We start from the raw sequence: 25,427 nt of genomic DNA on the forward strand, positions 1-25,427 counted from the left end.
GGCCGCATGAAGAAGTGCCGCGGCGTCGGCAAACACCTCCATATGGCAGAGATGCAGCGGAAAGCGCAAGAGCAGGATATGAGATGCCACTTGCCGCCGATCCGAGGCAATCTGGGCATCTCCGCATCAACGCTCGATGTCCGGACCTGTTTTATCGGGTTGGGCGCCACGGTCCGTCACTATGGGACTCCCGCCGACGGGCTCCCTTTCCGGTCGCGGTCCAATAGCTGGCGCATCCCGCTGCACTGGCATTGCTTTCACGAAATCAACAATGTCGACGGCCATCGCGCGATCCGCTTTTGTGGGCGACGCTGCCATCACCTTCGCCACCTCCCGCCACGCAGCAAATACTCCATCGTGAGATTTCCAGCCTGCCTGCCTCTGCTCCGTGCTCACGGCCGCCCGCCAGTACATCGGCACTTCTCCACGCGCCAGCATGTGCGCGACACCCTGCCTGGGATAACGCTGCGTAATGCCGCGCGTGCGCCTGGGTGTCGCATTCGCTTCGACGCCGTGCTCGCGAAGCTGCTCTGCGAACCGTTCACGCCAGCGCCAGAGATCCTGCTTGCGCGGATTGAGACGCCGACCATCCGGCCCACGCACTTGCACGCTCAGATGGATATGCGGATGAGCCTCGTCGTCGTGCGCCGCAAACACATAAGCGCGCCCATCCCCGAACTCGAGCGCTGCGAAATCCCGTGCAGCATCGCGCACGGCCTGTCGGTTCGTCCCCGGCGGCATCGACAGCAGAATATTGAATACCTCGCGACGGGTATTCGTCTCCGGAATCCCCCACCCTCCGAGTTGCCAGGCCCGCACAAGGTCACGTACAGCGTCGGCACCAGCAATCGAATCCCCGTTCTGGTCTTCCAGTTCGACCTGCCCGTTGCGGGAGATATAGCGCAAGTGCCGACGCACCGCGCCCATACCCTGAGCACTCGACGCCTTGTTGGTAATTTTGACCATGACTTCAGGCGAGCGCCTGAGTGTCCGGGCCAATTGATCGCGCATGCGCGTGGCTTCATCACGCATGCCTGCACGCGAAAGCCGCTGCGCGCGGGCATGCCTGAACGGTTCATGAAACAGACGGTCGCCCCAGTTCAAAAGCATCGCATCAATGTAGACCTTCGGATAAGGCATGTCACCGGCTCCATCGATCAAGATTCGCGCGAATTACGGCTGCCACGGCGCGCAGATGAACATCTATCACGTCCCGGATTGCGTCCATATTCCCACCTCCATTTCGTCCGATATCCGCCAAACTTCCGTCTCGCGCAATCTGTCCAAGCCACCGGTTGATCGCGGCAAGCTGCCGGTTCGAATCAGCCAGAACTTGCATCTCCTGCACGCCGAACTGGGGTTCCCTCAAGAACTGCGCGCGGATCAACGCAACAATCCAGCGGTTACTGGTCTGGCCTGACGCTACCGCACGCCGCTCCACCGCCTCCAGTTCAGCGCGCGCCAGCCTGATCTCGATTCGAGCGCGAGGATCGCCGACAGCGCCCCATCGGAGATTTGCTTCGGCACGGATGTCGGTATCGTCGGCATCCGCACGCAGTGCGGATGCCATCAGTAGCCGCACGCCTTCACCAACCGTCCTCCCCCTGCGCGCGCACCATTGATCCCAAGCCGGCCGCATTTCGCCGAGTTCAACGCACAGGCGTTCGCGCTGAGGCATGGCCCCCTCTAGCGCGCAGGTGAGGGTTCGGTGGGTGTCCGCTCCATCTCGCGGACCGGTGCGCGCCGCGTCACCCGGCCGTGCCCGGCTGTCCCGCTCCGAAGGTGCTGTCGGATCAAAGACCTTCGGCCGGGGCAATGGGATACCCTCCTTGCCAAACGCGTCCAGCATCTGTTCAGCACGCCGCTGCACGCGTGAAATCGACCGCGCGCTAAACCCCTGCTCCCGCATGGCGCCGACCAGAACGGCCAGATGAAGAACCTTTTCCTCGTCGGATATCGTGGAAGGCTGACGTCCCTGCCTGTTCTCGTTCATCGGCTTGCCAATAGGAGCCGTGGCATGATCGAATGCGCGCCCGGAGCGGGACACAGGCCCGGCCGCCGAGCGTTCGCGCTCCACCACTTCGACCTGCCAGGTATTGCGGTAAACGTCCTTCTCTTCCTCGCCCACCACCATGCCGTGGTCATCGAGGATCGGCACATTGACCGTGACGAGCCGCCGACCCAGGTTTTCCAGCGTAACTTGGTGCCCGGGTTCGGCACGCGACTCCAGCACCGCCCGTTCGAGATCCACACCCCAGACAACGTGGTCGGCACCCGTCGCGTCGCGGAACATCACGTAATACGAGTCGCTGCGAGCGGGGTTGTTCTGATGGGGTGCGCGGTCATGTTCGCGCAGTTCGCCGGCATACCGCCGCGGAGCATCAGGCTCGTCGCCAGTCGCCGGCTGTCGTTCAACCTGGCGTAGCCGCACATGTTCTCCGGTGCGGGGCGCCGCCGCACGAGCAGTGCCGCCCACCCCGCCAGGCATTTCGGTCGTGGATGCGGATGCGGGCGCCGGTGTGCTGGGCTCTTCTGCTCGCGCTTGCGATGCGGTCGCACGCATCGACGCATCGGCCTCGATCCGGTTGTTCAGGCGTGACTGCCGGGCGTCCGCCAAACGCGCGAGATCCGCCATCTTCGGCTCGTAGCCACTCACCTCGATTCCGAGCAACGTCCCCCGCAGCCACACTTCGCTTCGGAATACCTCATGTCCCGACACCCGAACGCGACGCCACGATTTTGCCGCCACGATGTCTACCATCGACTCCACCACATCCGGCCGATTGTGTTCCGTGACGAGGTACGGTCCCAGATCCTCGAACGCGAGCTGATACGGCGCATCTTTGAGGAAATACTGGTGACCCGCACGCAGGTATCGCTTACGAACCCGTTCGGGCGGCTGATCAAGTGGCACGCGCGCCGTGTCGTTGTTCCCCGACGGCGCATCTGCAGTCGGACCCGTACCGGGCTGCCGTACCGCCTTGGCATCGTCGCGGATCGCCTGATCACGCAGGCGTGAGCGCGCCGCGTCGAACTCGCGGCGGCGCCGGGCTGATACGGCATCCAGCGCGGTCGCATCCAGTTGACGGGTCCGACCATCGCCACCGGACTGCTCCGCAAACCCCGGACGCCCGGGAATATCGTGCTCGATCACGTTGATGACCGGAGGGGTAAAAGGTGATGTTTCAGTCATGATGCGATCTCTTCCTGATCAGGTACGACTCGCCACAAGCGGCGACACGTGAGACGACGGTTTAGCGGTCCGGCCCGGGAGGATCCTGCGACGCCGCCCGCTCCTTTGACTGCTCCAGCGCCGCCGCGCGTGCTTCGCGTATTCGTGCCCACGATCGCGCCTGCAACTGGTCGAGCATTCCCTCGAGATTCGGACTGAAATTCAACTCACGCGCGGATTTCTTGAGTGAGCCGACGGTACGCTCCAGCAGGTCACGCGCCCGATCCCACGGATAGACCTTCGGCCGGTCACCGTCGTAACCGACCTGCAATTCCGAGCCATTCACCCGGGCGTTCTGATCCATCCATCTGATCCGGTCGGAGACGAACTCCATCTGCGCCTTTGGATGAAAGACGACACTGCGCGTCGCCACCTCCTGGATCAGGTAGTGCTCAGTGTTGAACACCTCGCCGCGGTAGGGGCCGCCGTTCTCACGCGGTGTCCCCATGCGCAACGGTGTGCCGAAACGATGTTCGGCCAGCGCCCGGATCTCGTTGGGCACATCGGCCACTTCGAACAGCGGCTCACCCACCGGTGGGCGTATCGGCGCCAGACGTCGCGACTCGACCGCAGGAGAACCACCAGCCGGAGGTACCACGGAAGGCTCGGTTGGCGGGCGCTCTGGAGTCGCTGATTCGCTCGTCGGCGCAGAGGATTCCGGCGTGTTGTGCTGCTTTGGCTCGGTACGTTTCGACGAGCGACGACGAGAAACATCCTCTGCATCGTTCACCAGGGTTTCTTTCACGCGGCTCATGATTTCCTCCTTCAGGTCGTCCAGCTTTCCGCCGGTTGCAATACCTACTGTCGACTCCATACCCACAGCCGCCAGCCCGACATCCCGGTACGCGATTTCCCGCAGGCAATCGCCCACATCCCCAAAGCCCGACAGCACCGCCATGTCGTTGAAATCGGTCGGCACCTTGTCGTTGATACGCGCGCCGCTGGCGAATACCGGCAGTGCCAGACGCGCCTGCGACTCTTCCACCGCCTGACGGGCTCTGGTCTCGCCCGGACCGAGATCCCCAAGCACAACCAGCCCGACGTCGGGATATCGTTCGCGCAGGATTGCGGCGACCTGAGGCAGCGTCCCGCTCGACAGCGTCGCGAGCGCCGGCCAGTCCGTCGCCCGGTAGGCGGACAGTACGGTGGCCATGCCCTCGCCGATCAGGATCGGTGTGGAGGAGTCTCCGGCGGCCGGTGCCGGCCCGGCAATCCAGTACCCACCCTTCTTGAGGCCACCTGCCAGCGAGGATTTGAGGCCATGTTCGTCGATCAGCTCCAGCGTAGAGATCGCCTCGCCGATCCAGAACGGCACCACCAGCACGCGTCCCGTGAGCGGCTGCTCTTCGCTCGCTGGCGCATAGCCCAGCAACGCGTGCAGTTCAACGGCCTCCAGCTCACGCAGTGCCGGCACCGGCTGGAGGTGCTTGCGTACGAGATACGGGTGTTCCGGACCGACTGGGCGCGCCCACTGCCAGATCGCCTGCGCTTCACGGGCTACCGCCTCATGACGGGCCTGCTGCCGTGCCTCTTCACGTACCCGCCGTTCAAGCACTTCGGGACTCGCCGCAAATGTTGTCGCCATCCGGTCGGGATAATGCGTGCGCTTCAGATCGAAACCGTGCTGCCGCGCGAGCCAGAACAGCGAGGCGAGCGTCTTGCCACCCGACTCCTTCACCGAGCGCCACGTGGTGCGGGCAGCACGCTCGTTGTAATTGCCGGCCGTGCGGCTCCATTCGTCCCAGATCTCGAAACCAGCGTCACCAAAGCCGTTCTTGAGCGCAAATGCCATGTCTACCCACGTACCGTATTCGTCCGCGGGAATTACAGCGAGCGCAGCACGCGCGCGTGCGGTCTCGTCAACATGCGGTGCACTCATTTCCGGCCTCCCTGTATCTGCACAACACCCGATCTGGCGGCGGGCACAGGTCTGCGCTTCGCACGGATGGGTTTAGCTGGCACCAGCTCCGCGACGTCGAGGTCCGCCACCGACAAGCGACGCTTCGCCTGCGCAAGCCGTGCGGCCGGGACACCCAGCAGCATGAAGTGCCGTTCGACATAGGCTGTCACTTCGTCCTCACTGAGATCAGCCAGACGCGGCGGCAGGTCGCGCGGATCCCAGGCCTGCAGCACTTCCAGATACTCAGCCGGCAGATGAACGAGGCCGGTGCCTTCCGGATCGATCTCCTCGGGCTGCACCTCGCGCAGCCGCCGCTCGACCTGGGCACTGAAACGCGCGAGATTCATGGCAGGCACCGATGGTGCGCTTAACACCCGCGAGGCAAAGACGGGATCACGCCAGTAGGAGATCCTGTCGGCGAGGATCGGCTTGGTGTTCTCCAGCACGATGATTTCCTTGTCGCGCCCGAGCTCCTTGATCTCCTGCGGCAACAGTAGCGGCCTACGCTGCTCGGATATGCTCTCGCTCGATCCACCGCGGCCACCAAAAATCGCATTCGATCGGCTGATGCTACGGGACTGATCTGTGAAGGTGCCGAGCATTTCGGAGTAGTCGTTCGCATCTTTCTGCTCGCGCGGTGCATACAGGATCTGCATCGCGTGGTTCGTGATGAAAGTGCGCGCATCGGCCCTGCCGTAGACGGATTCGAGTTGCGAAACCGACTGCACGATGGACAGCAGCCGCAGGTTGTAGCCCGCCATGTAGGCCACCGCGCGCGCGATAATGTGGATCTTGCCAATCGCCGTCATCTCGTCGAGCAGCAGCAGGCACTGGAACCGGAGTGCGGGATCGGCCTCGGGCAACTGCTTCGTGTTGAGATTGACAACCTGCGAAAACAGCAGATTCACGATCAGGGCTGCTTCCGACAGGTGATCGGGCGTGATCCCGATATAGACCGACATCCTACGACGCCGCAGGTCGCGCGGATCAAAGTCGTTGGCGCTCGTGGCCGCATCGACAACCGGGTTGGCCCAGATCGTGAGCGGCGCGTGGAACGTCGCTAGAATGCTCGCAAGTACCTTGTCGTCGTTCGACAGGAATCGATTCAGCGCATCGACACATGGCCCGGTCAGCAAACCACGGTACTGGACGAGCGCGCGCTGCAGGTACGACTTGACCGGCATGCCGTTGCCCGACGACTGCCGCAGCACCTCGCCGATCGTGACCGGATAGTCGGGAATCGACTCCCCCTTCCCGGTCCTTCTCGCGTCGCGCCACTCACACAGCAATAGCACGATGCCCAGAAGCAGGTTGCGCGCCTGGTCCTTCCAGAAATCATCGTGCCCGCCTGGTGGATACAGCGCATAACCGATCGCGAGGATGTCGCCTACGCGGAACAGCCCGTCCGAGATCGCCGATAGCGGGTTATACCGATGCGTGCGACCATCCTCGGCGAACGGATCGAACAGATATACCTCCTGCCCGTGCGCACGCCGGAACCCGGCCGTGAGCGCATAGTTTTCACGCTTGATGTCGAGTACCACGACTGAATCGGGGTAGCTCAACAGGTTCGGGATCACGATGCCCACACCCTTGCCCGAGCGTGCGGGAGCAGCGAGCAGCACGAACTGCTGACCGGTAAAGCGCAGATAACGCCCCCGCCATACGCCGACGACGATGGCTGGTGCATCCGCAACGGGGCGCGCATTCATAGCAACCCCGCCGCGCGGATTTCCGCTTCACTGGCAAACCGCGCGCTGCCATAGAGGCGCCGACGCCCAGAGTGCTCCCATAGTGTGTAAAGCCCCATCAAGGGCCCTCCCACCGCAACGAGTAAGCCCAGAAGCGCCGCACCCGCCAGGCGCCGGCCGCCGTGCGGCATCTGGCCGTCATGCCAGGCAAGCAGCGCATCGCGCCAACCCCATAGCTCCGCATGGAAGGGATTCAGTCGCAGGCTCGCGTACAGGAAGAAGGACGCGAGCCACAGCGAAGCCACCAGAGCGCCCGTTACCACCACCAATATCACGAGCGTGACCAGGGCGGTCCGCGCGTGATGCGCTACCGTGCCGGCGGCTTCCACGTGAGTCAGGGATCGATGGTTCGTGTTCATGCCGTTCTCACGCGAACGCCGTGCGCGCCTTGCGCACAGGATCGAACCAGATTTCCGTCATGCCCCAGCGCTTGCCGATCTGCTTACCCGCGCCGTCGTAAAGGGCGTGCGCTTCCATGTGCGCGATCACGTCGATGGTCAGAAACAGCAGGCGCTTCAGCGCGGCATCGTCGTATGCGGCGGCTTCGGGATGCTCTTTCGCCATCAGCGCAAAGCGTTCGATCGCAACCGTTGCACTCGATGCGTGATAGCTGGTGATCGAGCCTGCGTGTCCGGTTGTCAGCAACTTCAGGAAGTCATAGGCTTCAGCACCCCGCAGTTCGGCAAGCAGCACGCGATCGGGCCGCATGCGCATCGTGCTCGCGATCAGATCGGCCGGCATTACGCGCGCCTGCCCGTGCCCACCCTTGCTGTACAGAAGGTGGACGCAGTTCTCGATGTGTCGGATAAACAGTTCCCGGACATCTTCGATCGTCACGATCCTCTCGGTTGACGGAATCGACCGGCACAAGGTTTTCATGAAGCTGGTCTTGCCGGAGCCCGTATTGCCGACGATGACGATATTGAGCCTCCCGGTCACGGCCAGCCGGAAGAACGTCCCCCAGTCCCGCGCCTCCAGGCACTGGACGAGCTTGCGATCCTCAGGGCGCAGCGCCGGCAGCGCCGCGTCGAGGCCATCCGGACGATGCCACACGATGTCGTCGAACAACCCTTCGTCGCGATACACGTCGAGGCTCTTTTCGCTTGCGGACGGCCGGCGGATCGTGACCGAGACCGTACGCCTCGGCACGACGGGCGGCACCACGATCTGGATACGCGCGTCATCGGGCAACAGCGCGGACAGAACGGGATGCTGGGCCGACACTTCCTGGTTTGTGAGGGTCGCGACCGCCACCGCGAACGACATCAGACGCTCGTAGTCAAGATCGGCATAGTCGTGGCCGTGCCAGCCGAGGTGTGTCTCAGTCAGCACGCGCTGCGGACGATTGATGACCACTTCCGTGACATCGGGATCGTCGAGCAGCGGCGCGAATGGCCGCATCAGCTCGCGGACCGATGCGTCGTCAGGAAGCCGCGCGAGCACCGCATCGCCAGCTCGATCCTGCATGGCAGCGTGGGCGATCATGGCGTGGCCTCCGGCCGTAGGGCGTAGACGGATCCGAAATCCAGATCACGCGCAACCACGATCGTAAATTCGGCTCCCTGCTTCTGCGTCAGCGTCGGCGGGATGTTGATCGTGCTGTCGAGCACCCGCGTGGCCATGTCGCTGCCCTGCTGCTGCGTGTTCTCGTAAACGACGGACCCATTGCTGTTGCCGCCGCGTGTGGCCAGATAGCCGATCGCGTCCTGGGCGAAGCCGAGCAGCATGGCCGCGCCGATACGCGCACGCCAGTGGTTATCCACATAGCCGTCAATCCCCATGCGCCCGAGCGAGTCAGCCGCTGGCGAATCGATCTCGACGGTCACACCGTGAGGCGTCTCGATACGGGCCGAGAGGATAAAGGTCCGCTTCTGCCCCGGCGACAGGTTCGAGCGATACTGGCTGTTGATCTGGGACCCGCGCTCGATCAGCACTACCCGCCCGTCATCGGAATAGACGTTCTTTGTCACCGTGCAGCTCGACAGCCCTGCCTCGGTCGAATCAAAAGCGGTATCGCCTGCGCAGTCGATCTTGGCACCCTGCGCAAGGATGAGGCTGCGGTTACCCAGCATGTCCGCGCGCACCCGCGGCGTGGCGGTCGGGGTCAACGCCTGGGCAAGTGCTCCGGTCCCGCTCTGACCGGGTGCGGCAGCCGACCCGGCGGAGACGGTTGCCGCCACCGGCGACGCTGCTTCCGCGACTCCGCCAGATATACCCGCCGCCGGGAGCGTCCCCGTCACGCCACCTTCCTGGCCCCCCGCCCCGGACGTGCTGCCCGCCGCGAGTAAAGGCGCATCGTAGTAGCTGCGAGCAGGTGCCCGATGCTGAACCGAAACAGGTGGACGGCCCACGACTGGCACCGACCCCGGGACAGGTGCGCTTGCCACTGGTGGCGCGGATGCCGCGCTCGCCGCAGCCGGCGTGTCGTTGAACACGCGCCCCTGAGTCGATGTTTCCGCCACGGCATCGCGATGCGCTTTCGCTTCTGCGTCGTGACGCGCAAGGAACGTGTGAATCGTCCAGACCGTGCCGGCACCGGCTACCAGGACGATGACAAGCGGCGTCAGCCACCAGACGCGCGGGCGCGTGCCCCGGTACTGCCCGAGCACCGGCATACCGCGATCAGCAGACGCTCCGGGTTCACCGGCGGAATCCCTGTCACGCGCCTCCTGGCCTCGATCAGTGGGGTCATCCGGTTCGATCGTGTTGCGGGTATCGTCACTCATCATCGCGACTCCGCAACACGCGTTTCACGCCGCTAACCGTCGTGCCATCATTGGGCGGCACGCCATCCATGTCATACGCGTCGTTCCAGATACCGACAACCTCCTCACCGAGACGTAACACGAAGCGCTTCGCCACCTCGTGAACGACGATCGTGTCGCCTTCCATATGTTTGTCGACCACGCTTTCCGTACCGTCGTCCGCCACCCGGAACGTCGCCGGGATCCGCCGGTTGCTGGGAATGCGGATATAGGTAAACCGACCATCGTCCCAGGCCGCCGTCGGCGCGATATCATCCGAATGCGGCATGGCCTGCATCGAATATCGGGTGTTGCGTATCGCGGGCGACTGGGCGAGGCGCCGGGAAACGACTTCAGCTTCGGTTTCAGCCTGCGCCTGAGCCTTCATCTCCTCCGGGTACACGAAGGTCACGCGATACATCTCGTCGCCGTTGGCGAATTTCGCCTTCAGCGGCAGCACCACCAGATCGAAGCTGTAGCTGCGTTTGTCCGTGCGGATCTCGAGATTCGAGTCATGCGCGGCAAGCTGCGGCTTCAGGTACACGTCGTGGTCGCCCCTGTTCGCCACCACCTGCCAGCCGTCGTGATCGCCGGGCGCCACCACCTGGATCTGTTCGTGCAGATCGAGCGCAATATGGGTGGCAAAGCCGCGCTGTGCTTCGATACGCACAACGGCGTCGGACGCATACACGATCTGCCGGACCCGCGAATCGTTGGACCAGCCAGGCACGTCATACGCGCGCGCAGACAGGCTCACCACCAGCAGGCCCGCAAGCCAGAGCGCCGGGAAAGGAAGTGCTCTCATGGCGTACCTCCCGCTGCCGCGGTCGAAGCCGGCGGCGTATATTCGGGATCCCGGCTGTAAGCCGTCACCCTGAAACCGAACGGATTCGCGACCGCAACGCTTTCGTGCGTGAATACAGGTGGGCGGTAGGTGTAAGCGAGCGTGATCACAAAACGCTGCGTGGGCTCGGCGTTCGCCTGGCCGTTTTTAAACGTCGTGCGCTCGAGATGCACCACCGCATGCCCCGGTTCATCGGGCGGCAGCGTGGTCGAGAGAATCCGCACACGCCGTTCGGTGCCCGGACCAAGCTGCCGGTCCAGCGCATCCGGTCCGCTATAAATACCCCGGTAATCACGTGCGACCACGTCATCGCTCATGGCCAGCACGCTGTCGTAATCCATCTGCAGCAGGCCCCAGTCGAAGCGTTCACGAGCACGCACGTATGCCTCGACCCAATGCTTGTCCTGAATTTCCTTTGTGTGCACATGACGCGCATCGAGCACGTCGATCACCTGGGACTCGCCCGTCAGGCGATCAACCTCGATCGGTAACGGCACAACCCGGTAGAACGGCACCATCACAGCAAGTGCCACCGCACTGAGCGCCGCCACGCAGACTGCGGCGTAGGCAACATGCCATGCCCGCCGTTCGGAGCGCTCCTGCAGATGCGTCAGCGACGCCTCGATGTCAAGTACGCGCCCATAGTCTTCGTGCGCGCTCATGATCCGGCTCCGACGGTCAATGCAGCGGGCGGTTTCAACGGAATGGATGACGCCGGAACGGGAAAAACGTGGTTGATCGGCACGCGATGTGATCCGTCCGGCAGGACCGGCTTTGGCGGCCCTGACGAACATCCACTAATAAGGATGACGAAGTTTACTAAAAATGATCCAATCAGAATTCTGTACATGGTCGCCCCCTCAGTTCCCGAACGAGGCCGGCACCATCTGGTCCTGCAAGCGGGTGATATTCCCTGCACGGCTCAGTACCAGCTCGCTCTGCTGCTCGGCCACGAGCCTGTCTTCCGTCTCAGCCACCATCCGGAACAGCTGCAGCTTGGTCATCTCGTTACCCACCGTGGTGGTCTCGGTCTGGATGCGCGCCTGCAGCTCGGCCACGCCCTTCGGGTCCTGCGTCACGTCGATCTGCTGCATCAGGCTCCGGATCTGGTTCAGTTCCTGCAGCTCGGTCTGATACGCCTGCAGGCCGAACGCCTTGTCCTGAAACGGCTTGTTCAACGCGCGCTGGCACACCTGCTGGTCGATACCCGCCTGGTCCTGGCAGTTGTAAATCTCACTCGCCGAGCGCAGGGACTGAGCGCTCCCGGTCAGCCCGGCGTAGCCTCCGTTCTGAACCGCGGTATAGACGCTCTGCCAGTCCGACGGCAGCGAGCCGGCAACCACCGGATTACCCAGTAGCGCACCAAAGCCGCGCGTGCCGACCGTCGACCGGTAGATCTGGATTTCCTGCTGGACCTCCTGCTCAAGCTGGAGCACCGTCGCAATGGCCTGAGCCACGTTCTGCGCGTCGAATACCGGAATGCCCTGCGCATGACCCGCGGAAGAAAGCCCCGCCCATATGACTGCGATACCGACTGTCCTGAATCGTCCTGTCATGATGATCACCTCACTCAACTACGCTGCTGTCCGAGGTTGGCGCGTGCCGCGCGTTGATACGCGGGCATCGAACCACCACCTGAATTTCCCGACCCGCCGCCTGAGCCCGTCCGGTCGCGGATCTTGCCGCCGGGGCGCGGACCGTTTCCGGTGCGATTGAATGCCTGTCCGATCGCGGTCGTGATACGGCGCGACGCGAGACCGGCCACGAATGCCCCGAATCCGGATACCGTGGCGCCGCCAGACAGCCCCGACGCCACAGAGGGCAACTGCCAGCCGACCATCGCCAGGAAAATGGCCGTCGCAAACATGCCGAGTGCTGCGCCCCACGCGGCCGACGCCTCCAGCGCTGCCTGGCCCGCTGCAACGAGGGCGGCCGGGTTGGTACCGGGCGCCGACGTTGTCACCTGGAACGGCGCGAGCTCGGTCGAGAATGCCGTCAGGGCCATGCCCAGGAAAGCTGCAACCAGCACCTGCAGCAGGGCGTAATTCGCGACTTTGGCGGTCCACGCCTCGAAGAAGCGGGCAGTCGGTGCGAAGGCGGCACAGGCAATGAAGATCGGCCCGATCCCGAGCACGAGGTCAAGCAGCATGCGCCCCATCACGACCTCGAACGCGAGCACGATCAGGAAAATCGAACCGCCCACCGCGGCCACGAATCCGCACACGATGTCGCCAATGGCGGCGGCAAGTCCACTCGGGCTGAGCCCTTCATGCGTGGCCTTTTCGGAATAAGCATCCAGCACGAGATCGATCTGCTGGTCGTAGCAGTCGAGTGCCTGGTAGATACTGGTCGCGCTAGTTGCCGTCACGCTGCTGCCGCTGACTGATCCGCACCCGGGATTGCCTCCGCCCGTCGTGTTTGCCGCGTTCTGGATCGTCTGGGCGAGGCCCGCCGTCGCGCCACTGACGGCCGTCACGACCTGCTGCTGATAGATGCCGCTGCCGAGCGCGAAGGTGAGAATCGCGGCGACCTTGAGCCCACGCCACGCGAACGCGGGCACAGCTTCCTGCGCCTCGCCCCGCACGATCGCCAGCCCATAGGCGACGACCCAGATCGTGACGGCGGTGGTCACGACGGGAACAAGCGCGCCCGACAGCGCCGACGAGACGTTCGTCACGTAGGTCGACATGCCGTTCTCGAGCGTGCCGCCGATCGCGGTAAAGAGGCCGCTCATCGCGCGCCTCCCCGCTGCGCTGCGCGGCGCTTCGCCAGATGCGCGTGGAAAACTGGCAACCACACGTCGGGGTCGTCGCCAACCTGTGCGCGGATCGTGTCGAGCAGTTCGACGTTATCGGTCGTGCCAGACAGCACATCGAGCACATCGCCCAGGCCCGCAAGGTCAAGCCGCCCGACGGCCGAGCGGTGGCCTTGCTTGACGAGGAACATGCGGCTGTTCTCGCCGAGATTGCGCACGATGTTGAACTCCGCTTCGGTCAGCTTGAAGCCGTGCACATAATCGTCGTAATCCGCCCGCGGGTTCGGCAGAAAGAAGAAGGTCGCGCTCTGCTCGACCAGTGCGCGCGCAATATCACTGCGCAGCACATCGGCCGGCGACTGCGTATCGAAAATCCCCAGGCCGTTCTGCTTGCGGATCGTCTTCTGCTTGTTCTTCGCGAAATCCGTGAAGACGGGGTCGGAGAGCCGTTTCCAGAACTCCGTCATCACGTAGATGAAGCGACGGCCGTCGATCAGACCTTCAGTCCGGTGCAGCAGGTACATCGTGACGGGCGTCGAGACTTCGGCATCATCCAGCAAGTCGGTGTCGTCGAACCCCAAAAGACCCGAGCGCGCAAGATCAATTCGGTCGGTCGGGTTGTCAAGCACCCAGCCGAGCCGCCCGCCCATGCACCATTTCGCGAGGCGCGCATGCAGGCTGTTCTCGCCCACGTTCGGCAGCAGTTGCCGCAGCATCGACAGGCGTCGCAACGGCTTGTCCATGCGGGCGACTTCCCGCACCGCGCGCGAGATGTCGAGCTCGTCTTTCGCGGACAGCGGCCAACCCGTGTCAACGAGCTTGCGCACGAGCCGCTCCCAGAAATCGAGCACGGATTCATCGGGTGTCATCTGGAACGGGTTGAGCCCGGTTGGCACGCCACGGCGAAACACGGTGTAGGTGCCGCCCATCGCGCGAATCGCGATCTCGGTACCACGGTCCTTGTCATACAGCACGGCCGTGACGCCGTACTTCATCGCCATCGCGAGCAGGAACAGCTCAAGCACCGTTTTGCCCGCACCGGCCTGGCCGACGATCTGGGTGTTGGCGAGCGCCTTTGCATCGGCCGAATCCTGCTTCTCCTGTGTGACGTGGAAATTCAGATACAGCGGCTGACCGCTCGGCGTCCTGACGATCGTGATCGCCTCGCCCCATGGATTGCCGTCGCGCTTGCCGGTCGCAAAATTGTGCAGGCTGGACAGTCCACAGAAATTCCGGGACGTGAGCTTTGCCTCACGCGGCCGGTAGCGCCAGTTGCCCGGCAGCTGCGCAAACCACGCGGCATCGGCCACGAGATCTATCAGCGCCGTCTGGAATCCAGCGTCGGCGAGCTGCGTGCGCGCCTTCGCGACGTGCTTCGACACGTCTTCAGGCGTATCGGCCAGTACGGCAAGCGAATAGTGATACTCGCCAAGCACGAAATCGCCGTTGATCAGGTCATTCAATGCCTGATCCATCGCCCCGATCTGGGAGACCGCCACATCTTCGCCGGCAATGAGCTGGTTGCGCTGCCGCTCGAGCGCTTCCTTTGCGCCAGGCTTGTCGAGGATGGTGAAGCTCTGCGTTTCGATATATTCGAAGTCGCCGTACAGCAGGCCGTTAAGCATGCCGGGCTCAGTGTCTTCGGGGTAGTCCTTCAGGTCGAGTAACGCGGCATACCGTGTCGCGGCTGGCATGCGGATCTCGACCTTCTCCACTCCGACGAACAGGCGGGAGGTCGGCAGCGCCTCACAGATTGACCCCGAGGGAACCGGCTGCGGCTCCCAGACGGCATTGACGAGATAGCCAAGCAGTTCCAGCGCCGACGAATACCGGCGAGGACGCCGGGTATAAGGGCCTGGCTTGCGATAGGCCCCGAGCGCCACCGGATCATAGGGTTTCAGGCTTGATTCGAGTTGAGCCGCCAGCTCGTCCATTGCCTTGAGTGCTTCATGCTGGTCATGCCGGATATCGTCACGCGTGCGACGCGCAGCCCGACTGAATACGCGCCCCAGCTTCGTGCGGTTCGGCCGGTAGACGAGCGTCAGATAAAGCTCGTTTGCCATCATCCGGTAGCCTGCAAAGCCCGCGTAATAGCGTGTCGCCAGTTCCTGGCAGAATCGGTTGCCGTATGGCGTGGCAAAGTGATCCGACACGCGCCGACGCAGACGATGCGACCAGAGCGCCACGTGGCCGCCGGGCAGCCCACGCACCAGCTGGTTGAATCCGTCGTGACGCACGAGGATGTCGGCCGGATCGGTGGCCTCGAATGCGATGCCCGCGAGCTTCCAGATCCGCAGGTAGTCGCCCTCGCGCGTGCTGATCACCTGATCCGTCATGTGCGTCGAATACGGGATGGTGTCGGCGAGTGCCACTTCGCGGTTCGCGACGGCGACGTGTTTCGAGGTAGCTGGCATGTCACGCCCTCCTCTTGAGGCGGACCGGCACGTAAGCGTGTACGCCCCAGGAGCGGCGGTTACCCTGACGCAGGACCATGCGCAGGCGCAATGCGTACTGCGCCAGGCGCTGGTCGTCGCGGCGCGTGATGACGCGCATCGCAACGAACACCGGGATCATCAGGAACAACAGTCCGACGCCGAGCGGCGGACTGGCCAGCAGCGCCCAGATAGCCGGAATCAGCATGCCGCCGCCAATCATGAGGAATGGCACGAGCGGTACACCCCAGATCATTGCGGGCCGCGTGCATCCCTTGAAAACCGGATCCTTGAGCGAGTTCATGATTCGTCGCCTCGGATCAGCTCGTCGGAATCAGCATGCCGGCGATTACCGTCGCGCAACCGACAAAGAGACCGCCGATAAACACGTTTGCGATATCACCGAACCGGGCATGCTGGAACATCATCCGGAAGCCCGCCCAGATGATGGAAATCGAGCAGATCACGCCGCCCACGCCGAGGAGCGTCGTCTGGATTGTGCTCAGGAGAGTGTTTACCTGCGAGAGCTGTGCCCAAGCCGGGGAGGCAACGAGTATCGTCGTAACCGTAGCGGCGATTTGACGTCCCACTTTGCGACCGGGCTGAACTCTGATCAGCATGTTCCGACAACACCGATTAACAATATGCATTCCTGAATTCATCATTGACTCCTTTCTGCTTTCGATGGGACTGCTATCGTCTGTCCAGTGGACTAAAACACCACGGCGCTGCTGTCTGGCTCGCCAACATTTGTACCCGGTGAGGCGTCAGGTGGCTCCGATACCGGGTGATCAGCTGATCGGGATCGCACCGGATTCGAAGGCACGGCATGATCAACCGGAACAACTGGAATGGGCTCAATCGCCGGTACGACTGCATGAGAGAACGGTGGCACCGGCAGCCGCGCGTTATCGACCACCCGCTGTACATAGCCGGTGCGGTACCCTGTCGAGAAGTTGCCGCTTGCGTAGCACGACAGGCTCGCGCGAAGTGCAGCCTGCAAATCGCGCATGGTATCCGCTCGCGCGCGCCGCGCCAGTTCGAAACAGCCCCGCAGTATTGCAGCGCCCGCGGCCAGGTTACGGCACGGGTCGAAGGCGCTCCGCTCGCTCAGCCCGTACATGGACCAGTTCGCACGGTTCACCTGTGCAAGCCCGACGCTGAAATTCCAGCCACCGGCAGCGAGTGCATGGGCGGTGGCCACCGCCTCGGCCTCACTCACCGGCTGACGCACCAGCCGGCCTCGCACGACCCCGATCGCATAAGGATTGAAGCCCGACTCAGTCCTCACGATCGCCGCCATAGTGATCGATGCGACTTGTGGCGCACACAACTGAGCGAGCGTGGTGAAATCGAGCGGCGGCATCATTGCCCTCCTTCACCGAAGCCGTTTTGCTGTTCGGTCGGCTGCAGGAACAGCGCAGCGGACTGTGACGGGTCATACGGCACCTGCGTGCTGCCCGCACCATAGAACTCGTTGATCGTCGGTTCCGAACCCGATACGTCCCACCAGACGCGGGTATATAGCTGGTTGTCGATCTCGACGTTGATTGCCCCGGTGGCTTGGCACAGCAGCTCGCTCTGCTCGGGACCGCCCCAGTACAGGAGATCTTCTCGGCAGTAAGCACCGCTCGCGAAGATGTTGGTCGCGAACGTACCCTGCGAGCCGCCTGCGCCAAAATCACAGGTCGGGAAAGGATCGCCGTGGCGCAGCGCGTTCCAAAGTTTCTCGATCGGCGGCACGCACGCGCCGTATTGTTCGGGACCACCCGGATTGGAGAGACAGAGGAGAACCTGGCAGCCCCAGTCGTCGGCGTGAGCCAGAGCCAGGCCGGGCGCGAAGACCGACGTACCGGCGAGCAACGACAAGGCAAGCGACCGCCGGCGCATGATGCCGTGCATCGTGCGCAACCGCGATCCGTCCACTATCGGCTGAAACATCTTCATGATCCGCTTCCTTCCATCAATGCAGCACCGGCGTATGAGAGCGGAAGCGGGAAGAGGAGCCCGCGGCGCCGAGAGGCTCACCGCAAGCTCAAGGGGATCAAAGCAGAGAAGCCTTCAAACGCAGGCTTCGGGACGTGAAATAACCACCGTGCATACACGCATCCGTCGATACGTCGGGGCCGCTCACGCGTACTCGGTTGTGCCAATCACACATTGGCACGTTGACCGGAACAGATTGTCGACTACGAACGGAGCTTTACCGCCGGCAACCGAAATTGAATCTTATCGGCCATCTGCTCCGTTTCCCAGCGTATTGCCGGGCCGTTCTACCTCATGGCTTCTCCATCAGCAAACCCGCTAATGCCTGCTTGGCGCAGGCCAGTTCGAGTTCAAACCGGCACCACGGATATCGTGGAATCCTGAGTCGACGGCAAATCACTTCGCGACCGGCGCGCCACAGGTACACCATGCGCAACAAATCCCGCTGAGGCGTTGCGAGCCGCCGCCACGCCTCTTCTATGCGAACTGCATCCGCCGGGTCATACGGACCGCGACTCGCACTCGCCCAGTTATCCAGACGGGCATCGAGCGAACGCGGTTTCAGGTGATCATCCATCGCGTGCCTCGTCGTCGGACGGGGGCGTGCGATACCCAGCGGGATCTTCAAGAAAAAGCTCGATGTCGGTCGCACGCCAGCCAACCGCCCGTTCACCCAGGCGGATCGGACGCGGAAAAGTCCCCTCCTGCATCCGCTGGTAGATTGTCGATCGTTTCAGCCCGACTTCCTGTTCGACCTGGCCGCGCCGCAATATCGCGCCCACCCCACGCAATCTATCGGACATGATTGACCTCCCGCTGTATTGCCCGAATGAGTTCCTGCATGGGCTCCATTCAAGCAGCGGGAGAACCTGACGGGCAATTCCGTCATATCGTCGGAACATCCCGTCGGGTAGTGAACGTCAGCGATGGCGGCCATCGGACTCAACAACCGAATCCGGCCTCAGTGCGGCAGCAAAGGTCTGCGCGCTGCGCGAGGCTTCACCATTGGCCTGCCCCTTGAGGCCCAGCTTCTCATCAATGGCGCGCGCAACTGTAGAAGATTTAGGCGGTCGTTCGGGATCCCACTCCGACCAATGCTCCCGCATAACGTCGAAAAGAGCCTCGAGAGTGTGCGTCAGGTGAGGAAGATGAACAATTACTGCGCCCTCACGCTCTGAAACGGCTTCATGCCTGCGGGCCTGACCTGCCACACCGGCCAAAGGCAACCGCTCGAGCCTGTGTTCCAGATGTGTGGCCCAGACATGATGCATGACGGCCGTCCGGGATATGGCGAGTTCCAGCAACCTGATACGACGATCACGCCCTCTAAGACGGGCCGTCAGACGTGCAATTAAAGCCTGCGATTCTTCACTACGACGGCGCCAGTATTCAAGATCAGGGTTTGCATCGATTTCCGGTAGTGTCGGGGCTGGATGATCCTCAGCCGATTCGAACATATTCCCTCCTTCCCAACTCTGCGCGGAGTCGTAAATGTAGTCCCCTCAGTCAAAGCACGACTGGACCAGATGCTCCGACAGTCCTCCGACATATCTTCTTATGTTTTCTTTAATTTATTGAACACATGACACCGGAGCAAGACCGAACCTGTAGGCGCGAAGAAAATTGCCGGCAATGCAGAAAAAATAACGGGCCCGGGCAGTCCGCGAAATCTGACGTGCAAGTCCAGTTCAAGGACAGTCGCAGGACGTCGCCGCGATTGTCCGCAACACGGTCATTGCCTCTTCCACCTGGTCAACCGGAACGAGGATGTGATCGTGGTAATAGCCCGCGATCGTATTGCATGGGATACCCGCCGCCGCGAGTTCGCGGCTGACTATTGCGATAAATCCAACTGCCTCGAGGCTGGAATGAACCGACAAGGTGATCAAACGGGCATCGTATGTGTACGGCAACCCAAGGCGTTGGGCATCATCGCGCTCCACGATTGCCGTTAGCCCCTCTCGCTCCCTTACGGTACAAAGGGCCAATAGCCCGGACGGCAAGACGGAGTCTGGAAAAGAACAATAGACATAGGTCGGCTCCGCCATAACTGGACGGAGAGTCGCACACAGCTTTGCAAGATTCTTTTCGCTCAACGTACCCCTCCGAAAAAAGTGACGTTATGCCACAGGAGAGGGTGTTCACGCTCCCTGTGTTTAGAAATTCTAGACGCTGCGTAGCAGTTCTAACCGCAGCCTCCCACATACGATTGGCCGACTAAGATCAGATCAATGCTTCTACTGACACAAAAACGTATCCGAGAGTAGTTCCATCGGGGACTTAACGTAACCAGAAGGAGCCTGCGATGAGTTTAGCCACATCATCGTCGGTCATGGCCGATCAGACAACTATACATTCAGCTATCGCCCTGACAGGCGCACGCTGGCACATCCCTCGCGCCAGCGCTTGGCGATCGCTATTGGACATCGCCTTGGACTGGGCGATCATGTGCTTTGCGGTCTGGAGTGCCTACCGCATCGGCGCCTGGATTACGGTTGTGGCAATCTTCGTGATCGGCAACCGGCAGCGGGCACTCGGCAACCTGCTGCACGAAGCCAGCCACCAAAACCTGAGTGCCCGCCGCAACGTCAATGACTGGATGGCGCGCATCTTCCTCGCTCCAGCACTCTTCAATGACCTGACGCTCTACCGCCTCCAGCACGCGCGGCATCATGCCTGGCTCGGCGATCCAACTCACGACCCTGACTACCTATCGAGCGTTACGCATGAGGGTGATCACTGGTTCGACGCTTACCGGCGAGTACTCAATAATCCAGCGATATTGGCTGGTTCTCTCTTCGGGCACTTCGCCGGAAGGCGACTCGCACACCGCCAGCGGCTCGAGATCGTTCTGTGGTGGGTTTCATGCGAAACCTTACTCGACGTAGTCTTCGGCATGCGTTTCGCGCTTCTGTTCTTCGCACTGTGGATGATTGCGAGAGGTACCGTGTTCCATGCCATCACAACGTTCCGCGAAATGACCGATCATTACGGACTGCAACCCGGAGGAATTTTCCAATACACCCGTGACGTTCCGGACCACGGATTCGCCTCGACCTTGCTGCATCCGCATCACAATGGCTACCACCTAACACACCATCTCCTCCCGCATATTCCCTATCGCCATCTGCCGCAGGCGCACGCACACCTGAAGCACATTTCTGCGTTCAATTGCCGAGCGATCATCTGCGACACCTACCTGAGCGGCGTACACGCCAGCGTAAAGGGTTGGGGAGCAGCTCATGTCTGAACGAACATTGAACCTGGCACAGGTAACGAGCCTGCTGGTCTCTACGAGCTGCGGTATTGGCTTTCTCCTGCGCACAGGCGAACTCGCCCTGCGCGGGGGGATGGCTGGCTGCCTCTACGCAATCGCGAGCGCCTTGGGTCTGCTCGTACTCGCCGCATGGGCGCCGGCCCTGTCGATTGGACGGCAATCCATCTGGGTCAGATTTGATCAACTCTACGGTGCCTCGGTCAGCCGCAGCGTAGCGCTACTGTCGCTCGTCTGGATGACCGGTGTCCTTGCTGCTCAGATGCGGGGAGGATCCGCAATACTGACGCTGGCCGGCTTTCGACCGACTACGGCACTCCTACTGATAGCTGGTCTTTTGATTTGCCTTTCGCTGATGCGGCTCTCATGGCTTGCCGCAGGATTCGCGATCTGCATGCTTGCGTGCAACGTCGCACTCGTGCGTACGCTGCTCGAAACGGATGGGTTCAGCGTCTGGCTGCATGCGCCAATGCAGTTCTTGGATGGGCTTCGCACAATGACGCTGGCGCATACCGGATTTACCGTCGTCTCCGTCGTGGTGATGGTCATATGTGGAGCGGACTATCAACAGTTCGTGGTCGCAGCGCGAGCTCCTACGACGGCCCGCGCTGGCTGCCTGTTTGCAGCAGCGCTCGTGTTCTTGATCGGATTTCTGCCGGCCTCCGCGGTAATCGCGGCTGCCCCGGTCTGGCATCTGGAGCACGTCGTCGATCCCGTACAGGTTGTTCCGATTGTACTGATGCATACCCTTTCGAGTTACGCAGTGAGCGCCGCGAGCGGTCTCGTTGTCGCCGTACTAGGCTTAACAGCTCTTGGTGCCGGATGCTCGATTCTGCGAGCGATGGCTGAAGCTATGGCCACACTCGGCCCACCTTCCATGACAGGACCAATCTGGTCCCGCGTCCTGCCCGTCGTACTGGGTTCCCTCGTCGCCACGCGCGAACAAAGTCTCGTCGACATGATGATCGATCTCAATATGGTCTACATCTCCGCAGTGGGTCCGCTTCTAATATTCGGCTTAGTACGTACGTCCGTCTCGCATGCAATTGCCAACGCAACAATGGTGACCGGATTCTGCATCGCCATGACCTGTTACCTGATGCGCTGGACAGGGGCAACAGAAATACCTGAAGCGGCCCCCCTGCTTTTCGCGTTGCCGACTTCGCTTGCGATTGGAGTTTTGATGGTTCGCCGATCCAACAACTTTACTTCAGCTACCCGCGCTGGGCATCGGCTACCACATTGGCCGAAGGGGTCCCCAAATGGTCAGTCCGCGACTTCGCCCTCATCCCCCTTACCGGATGACGCGGGCGCTGGTTGAACCAATGCTCGACGGGCCTCACGCATCACAGTTTCGCTAATCGCGGTCGCATTGGGCGGTGCCACCTCCCAATGATGCCAATACAGATCAACGGCAATTCTGTTACGCGGCGACAAGGCAACCAGATCACCGGAATCAATCAGAGATTGAGCCTGCATGGACGGAACAAGACCATACCCGACACCCGCCAGAATCGCCGTCAAGAGCGCCATTGGGGAGGGGAAATAATGCGTGGCATAACCGCTGACTGGGAAACCGAGCAGGCGTTCAAGGAACGCTGCATGTAAGCCATCCTTTCGATTAAAGAGCACAGCGGGGGCGGCCAGGATATTGTGCATATTGAGTCCATGCGTAAAACAGGCCGCAAAAAATTCCGGAGCAGCCACACATTCATACTCCATCGCACCAATAGGTTCTGCAACAAATCCGGTCGGCGCAGTACTCGCCGTCGAAACACACCCGATAGCCTCTCCGCGTGCCAATACCGGCAGGGTATGATCCTGGTCGTCGACTATAAGTTCCAGAGCGAAACTCTCCTTCGCTATAGCACAGGCGGCGGGGCCAAACCATGTCGCCAGCGAATCTGCATTGACCGCAATTGCGGTCTTTGCCCGCGCGTGTGCACCTGGCTTGATTTGCTGAATAGTATCCGCCTCCAATGACCTTAGCATGTGGATATGCCGAAGGAGCGCTTCACCAGCCGGTGTTGGCGTAACCCCATCACGCACAAGCAACGGCGTACCAAACGACTCTTCTAGAGCGATTATTCGTTGGGAGACAGCACCACGAGTAATGTTTAACGCGCGCGCCGCTTGCCCAAAATGTCGAAACTCAACGACTGCAAAAAATGTTTCCAGTTGTTGACGGTCGAAATTCATATAGAGCTGCCCCGATATTGGTCCGGACCACGGTTAGGGTACGAGGTTAAAAGACCGCCGGGCTTCATGCCCAGACAAACTACTTGGACGTCGGTACCTTAGCACGGCCCGGTTAATCCTACGGTAGATGCACTCTGTGCAACAATGGAAAACCGCAACTGAAGCCGCAGCACATTGGTATAGAAAACGAAGTACATGACGCATTACGATGCGTAAGGCATATGAGCATGGAGGCGAACGACACGGCAAAGAACATCATGTCGGCCTCCGGCACCGCTATTTTCATGCCTATGGCGACGCGCGCCGCGACGAACGCGCCCACTGCGCCGCAGATCCACCAGCGCAACCAGCAGCAGGCCGAGCCCGGGCCGAGATTCGAGCCGACCGCTGCGGCCTGCTTGGCGATCAGCGGATAGCGATCGCCATCCGGACCATGCCGAAGGTATTGCCCATACCCGCCATCTTCGTATTCGACAGCCCCTTGAGGGCCTGAATGAAGCAGACAGAAGCGACCGGATACAGCAGCGTGACGACGTAGATCGCCAGCACGAAGATGGTCAGGTTGATCACCGTGTGATTGATGACTTCCATCCCTGCTCTCCTTTATGATCTGCGCGCGACTTCGCCATCGCGGGACAGAAACGTGGCCGCGACGATATCGTCGGAGAGATCAATGTTCAGCGCGCCTTCCTTCGTGACGATCAGATTCAGGAAGTCGAGCAGATTGTGCGCGTAGAGCGACGACGCGTCGGCCGCGACCATCGACGGAACGTTCGTAGCCGACGAGCGCCACGCCGTGCTTCGTCACGACCCAGTCCGCTTCGTTCAGCGGGCAGTTGCTGCCGCGCCGGCCTTCATATTCGGCGCCACGTCCCGCCGCGAGGGTCCGTTGTGCCGTCTGTGGGCGCTACGTAGCGTTTGTCGTCAGCGACGCGACGGCATCGGGAATGTTCGGCAAAATGCTAGCCCCTCCGAAAGAGAGGTGGGCGCGCAAATTCGGACAGTCGGATAAGTGGAACGCTCGGGGCCTGAGCCGGCGATAATGCCGACAAAGGAACCAGGAAGATGACGAAGAGAACCCGACGGACGCACTCAGCCGCGTTCAAAGCGAAAGTGGCGATGGCGGCGGTCAAGGGCGAGCGGACGCTAGCCGAATTAGCGCAGCAGTTCGATGTGCACCCGAACCAGATCACCGAATGGAAGCGGCAGTTGCAGGAACGTGCCGCCGACGTGTTTGGCGCAGGCGGCACGGCGTCGAGCGAGCCGCAAGTCGATTTGAAGGAGCTACATGCGAAGATCGGCCAGCTCACGCTGGAGAACGATTTTTTAAGCGGCGCGCTCAACAAGGCGGGATTGCTGAGCGCAAAGCGATGATCGATCGTACACACGCATTGCCGGTCTCGCAGCAGGCGCGACTCGTTGGTATCGCAAGATCGAGCGTGTATTACCGGGCGCAACCGGTGAGCAACGCAGACCAGTTGCTGATGCGCCGGATCGATGAACTGCACATGGAGTTTCCGTTTGCCGGAGCGCGGATGCTGGCGCGACTGCTGCGTCGCGAGGGACACGAGATTGGCCGTCGGCACGTGCGCACGCTGATGAAGCGCATGGGTATCGAGGCGCTGTATTGCAAGCCGAATACGAGCCGACGCAATGCGCAGCACAAGATCTGGCCGTATCTGCTACGGGGCATGACGATCAGTCGGGCAAACCAGGTCTGGGCACTGGATACCAGTTATATCCCGATGGCGCGCGGCTTCGTGTATCTGACCGCCGTGGTGGACTGGGCCAGCCGGAAGGTACTGGCCCACCGCGTAGCGATCACGATGGAGGCGATGCACGCTGTCGAGGCGTTGGAAGAAGCGTTCGCGAAGTACGGGCAACCTGAGATCGTCAATACCGACCAGGGCAGCCAGTTCACCGCGATAGCGTTCACCGAGGCCGTGCTCAGCCGGGGCATCCGCCTGTCGATGGACGGCAAAGGTGCCTGGCGAGACAACGTGTTCGTCGAGCGCGTGTGGCGAAGCGTGAAATATGAAGAGGTGTATCTGAAAGCCTATGAATCGGTAGGCCACGCCCGGCGCTCAATCGGCGATTACATCAATCTGTACAACCAGAGACGGCCTCATTCGAGTCTGGAAGACCGCACGCCGGATGAGGCATACTTCGCAACACTGCCTGCGATCAAATTGGCAGCATGACTGCCCCGGACGTTCCACTTAAAAATATCGAGAACCTGTCCGAACAAGCGAGGCCACCTCTAACCGTCAGAAAACGGCATGTCGTTACCGGTGTGTGCGGTTGCCGTGG

The 25,427-nt window shown here is 61.8% G+C and carries 24 protein-coding genes and 2 pseudogenes; 3 read left to right on the plus strand and 23 right to left on the minus strand.

What is annotated here, in order from left to right:
• Nucleotides 1-126: 126 nt before the first annotated feature.
• The 20 genes from OKW28_RS28765 to OKW28_RS28860 form a co-directional block, all read right to left on the minus strand.
• A complete protein-coding gene (locus OKW28_RS28765) occupies nt 127-1,140 on the minus strand; it encodes a relaxase/mobilization nuclease domain-containing protein (RefSeq protein ID WP_429450680.1) in 1,014 nt (337 codons plus the stop codon).
• Between the two features lies 1 nt (nt 1,141).
• Nucleotides 1,142-3,193, minus strand: a complete 2,052-nt coding sequence (locus OKW28_RS28770; protein WP_429450682.1) for an LPD7 domain-containing protein — start codon at nt 3,191-3,193, stop codon at nt 1,142-1,144.
• A gap of 61 nt (nt 3,194-3,254) precedes the next feature.
• A complete protein-coding gene (locus tag OKW28_RS28775) occupies nt 3,255-5,111 on the minus strand; it encodes a PriCT-2 domain-containing protein (RefSeq protein ID WP_429450684.1) in 1,857 nt (618 codons plus the stop codon).
• Complete coding sequence (locus OKW28_RS28780) at nt 5,108-6,844, minus strand: type IV secretory system conjugative DNA transfer family protein (protein WP_429450685.1); 1,737 nt, start codon at nt 6,842-6,844, stop codon at nt 5,108-5,110. Before OKW28_RS28780 ends, OKW28_RS28775 begins: the two co-directional genes overlap by 4 nt.
• Nucleotides 6,841-7,242: a hypothetical protein gene (locus OKW28_RS28785; protein WP_429450687.1), complete on the minus strand. Its 402-nt coding sequence runs from the start codon at nt 7,240-7,242 to the stop codon at nt 6,841-6,843. Before OKW28_RS28785 ends, OKW28_RS28780 begins: the two co-directional genes overlap by 4 nt.
• A gap of 7 nt (nt 7,243-7,249) precedes the next feature.
• Entirely contained in the window at nt 7,250-8,368 is a 1,119-nt protein-coding gene (virB11, locus tag OKW28_RS28790; RefSeq protein WP_429450689.1) for a P-type DNA transfer ATPase VirB11, read from the minus strand.
• Nucleotides 8,365-9,609 (minus strand): type IV secretion system protein VirB10, encoded by a 1,245-nt coding sequence (gene virB10, locus OKW28_RS28795; RefSeq protein WP_429454489.1) that lies wholly within the window; start codon nt 9,607-9,609, stop codon nt 8,365-8,367. The genes virB11 and virB10 overlap by 4 nt, the downstream gene beginning before the upstream one ends.
• Nucleotides 9,602-10,432, minus strand: coding sequence for a TrbG/VirB9 family P-type conjugative transfer protein (locus tag OKW28_RS28800; protein ID WP_429450691.1), 831 nt, complete (start codon nt 10,430-10,432; stop codon nt 9,602-9,604). The genes virB10 and OKW28_RS28800 overlap by 8 nt, the downstream gene beginning before the upstream one ends.
• Nucleotides 10,429-11,133 carry a virB8 family protein gene (locus OKW28_RS28805; RefSeq protein WP_429454490.1) on the minus strand — a complete coding sequence of 235 codons (705 nt, stop codon included), beginning with the start codon at nt 11,131-11,133 and terminating at the stop codon, nt 10,429-10,431. The genes OKW28_RS28800 and OKW28_RS28805 overlap by 4 nt, the downstream gene beginning before the upstream one ends.
• Before the next feature lie 198 nt (nt 11,134-11,331).
• Nucleotides 11,332-12,027, minus strand: a complete 696-nt coding sequence (gene virB5, locus OKW28_RS28810) for a P-type DNA transfer protein VirB5 (protein WP_429454492.1) — start codon at nt 12,025-12,027, stop codon at nt 11,332-11,334.
• Nucleotides 12,028-12,041: 14 nt separating this feature from the next.
• Nucleotides 12,042-13,205, minus strand: a complete 1,164-nt coding sequence (locus OKW28_RS28815; RefSeq protein ID WP_429450692.1) for a type IV secretion system protein — start codon at nt 13,203-13,205, stop codon at nt 12,042-12,044.
• Nucleotides 13,202-15,640: a VirB4 family type IV secretion/conjugal transfer ATPase gene (locus tag OKW28_RS28820; protein WP_429450693.1), complete on the minus strand. Its 2,439-nt coding sequence runs from the start codon at nt 15,638-15,640 to the stop codon at nt 13,202-13,204. The genes OKW28_RS28815 and OKW28_RS28820 overlap by 4 nt, the downstream gene beginning before the upstream one ends.
• Before the next feature lies 1 nt (nt 15,641).
• The gene (locus OKW28_RS28825; protein ID WP_184011740.1) at nt 15,642-15,962 is read right to left on the minus strand and encodes a type IV secretion system protein VirB3; all 321 of its coding nucleotides are present in this window, start codon (nt 15,960-15,962) and stop codon (nt 15,642-15,644) included.
• A gap of 16 nt (nt 15,963-15,978) precedes the next feature.
• Complete coding sequence (locus OKW28_RS28830; protein ID WP_429450695.1) at nt 15,979-16,278, minus strand: TrbC/VirB2 family protein; 300 nt, start codon at nt 16,276-16,278, stop codon at nt 15,979-15,981.
• Nucleotides 16,279-16,370: 92 nt separating this feature from the next.
• Nucleotides 16,371-17,024 carry a lytic transglycosylase domain-containing protein gene (locus tag OKW28_RS28835; protein WP_429454493.1) on the minus strand — a complete coding sequence of 218 codons (654 nt, stop codon included), beginning with the start codon at nt 17,022-17,024 and terminating at the stop codon, nt 16,371-16,373.
• Entirely contained in the window at nt 17,024-17,560 is a 537-nt protein-coding gene (locus OKW28_RS28840; RefSeq protein ID WP_429454495.1) for a hypothetical protein, read from the minus strand. The genes OKW28_RS28835 and OKW28_RS28840 overlap by 1 nt, the downstream gene beginning before the upstream one ends.
• A gap of 376 nt (nt 17,561-17,936) precedes the next feature.
• Complete coding sequence (locus OKW28_RS28845) at nt 17,937-18,221, minus strand: hypothetical protein (protein ID WP_429450697.1); 285 nt, start codon at nt 18,219-18,221, stop codon at nt 17,937-17,939.
• Nucleotides 18,214-18,447, minus strand: a complete 234-nt coding sequence (locus OKW28_RS28850; RefSeq protein ID WP_429450698.1) for a helix-turn-helix transcriptional regulator — start codon at nt 18,445-18,447, stop codon at nt 18,214-18,216. Before OKW28_RS28850 ends, OKW28_RS28845 begins: the two co-directional genes overlap by 8 nt.
• A 117-nt stretch (nt 18,448-18,564) precedes the next feature.
• A complete protein-coding gene (locus OKW28_RS28855; RefSeq protein ID WP_429450700.1) occupies nt 18,565-19,101 on the minus strand; it encodes a hypothetical protein in 537 nt (178 codons plus the stop codon).
• Between the two features lie 231 nt (nt 19,102-19,332).
• Complete coding sequence (locus OKW28_RS28860; RefSeq protein WP_429450701.1) at nt 19,333-19,740, minus strand: ACT domain-containing protein; 408 nt, start codon at nt 19,738-19,740, stop codon at nt 19,333-19,335.
• 209 nt (nt 19,741-19,949) lie between these two features.
• Here OKW28_RS28860 and OKW28_RS28865 point away from each other — a divergent pair, with 209 nt between their 5' ends.
• Together OKW28_RS28865 and OKW28_RS28870 are read left to right on the plus strand one after the other, a co-directional pair.
• Nucleotides 19,950-20,894, plus strand: a complete 945-nt coding sequence (locus OKW28_RS28865; RefSeq protein ID WP_429450703.1) for a fatty acid desaturase family protein — start codon at nt 19,950-19,952, stop codon at nt 20,892-20,894.
• Nucleotides 20,887-22,239, plus strand: a complete 1,353-nt coding sequence (locus tag OKW28_RS28870; protein ID WP_429450704.1) for a hypothetical protein — start codon at nt 20,887-20,889, stop codon at nt 22,237-22,239. The genes OKW28_RS28865 and OKW28_RS28870 overlap by 8 nt, the downstream gene beginning before the upstream one ends.
• Here OKW28_RS28870 and OKW28_RS28875 read toward each other — a convergent pair.
• The 3 genes and pseudogenes from OKW28_RS28875 to OKW28_RS28885 form a co-directional block, all read right to left on the minus strand.
• Nucleotides 22,185-23,117, minus strand: a complete 933-nt coding sequence (locus OKW28_RS28875; RefSeq protein ID WP_429450706.1) for an HTH-type transcriptional regulator ArgP — start codon at nt 23,115-23,117, stop codon at nt 22,185-22,187. The two genes, OKW28_RS28870 and OKW28_RS28875, sit on opposite strands and share 55 nt — an antisense overlap.
• A 295-nt stretch (nt 23,118-23,412) precedes the next feature.
• Nucleotides 23,413-23,663: pseudogene (locus OKW28_RS28880) on the minus strand (NAD(P)(+) transhydrogenase (Re/Si-specific) subunit beta); the annotation flags it as partial.
• 57 nt (nt 23,664-23,720) lie between these two features.
• A pseudogene (locus OKW28_RS28885) lies at nt 23,721-24,003 on the minus strand (NAD(P)(+) transhydrogenase (Re/Si-specific) subunit alpha); the annotation flags it as partial.
• A 179-nt stretch (nt 24,004-24,182) separates the two neighbouring features.
• Here OKW28_RS28885 and OKW28_RS28890 point away from each other — a divergent pair.
• Nucleotides 24,183-25,318 (plus strand): IS3 family transposase gene (locus OKW28_RS28890; protein ID WP_429450707.1). Its coding sequence is split into 2 segments (ribosomal slippage): nt 24,183-24,447 and nt 24,447-25,318, totalling 1,137 coding nucleotides; the frame shifts between segments, so codons are not numbered across the junction.
• Nucleotides 25,319-25,427: the final 109 nt, after the last annotated feature.

The organism is Paraburkholderia sp. 40 (genome assembly GCF_050434105.1).
GTDB lineage: Bacteria > Pseudomonadota > Gammaproteobacteria > Burkholderiales > Burkholderiaceae > Paraburkholderia > Paraburkholderia tuberum.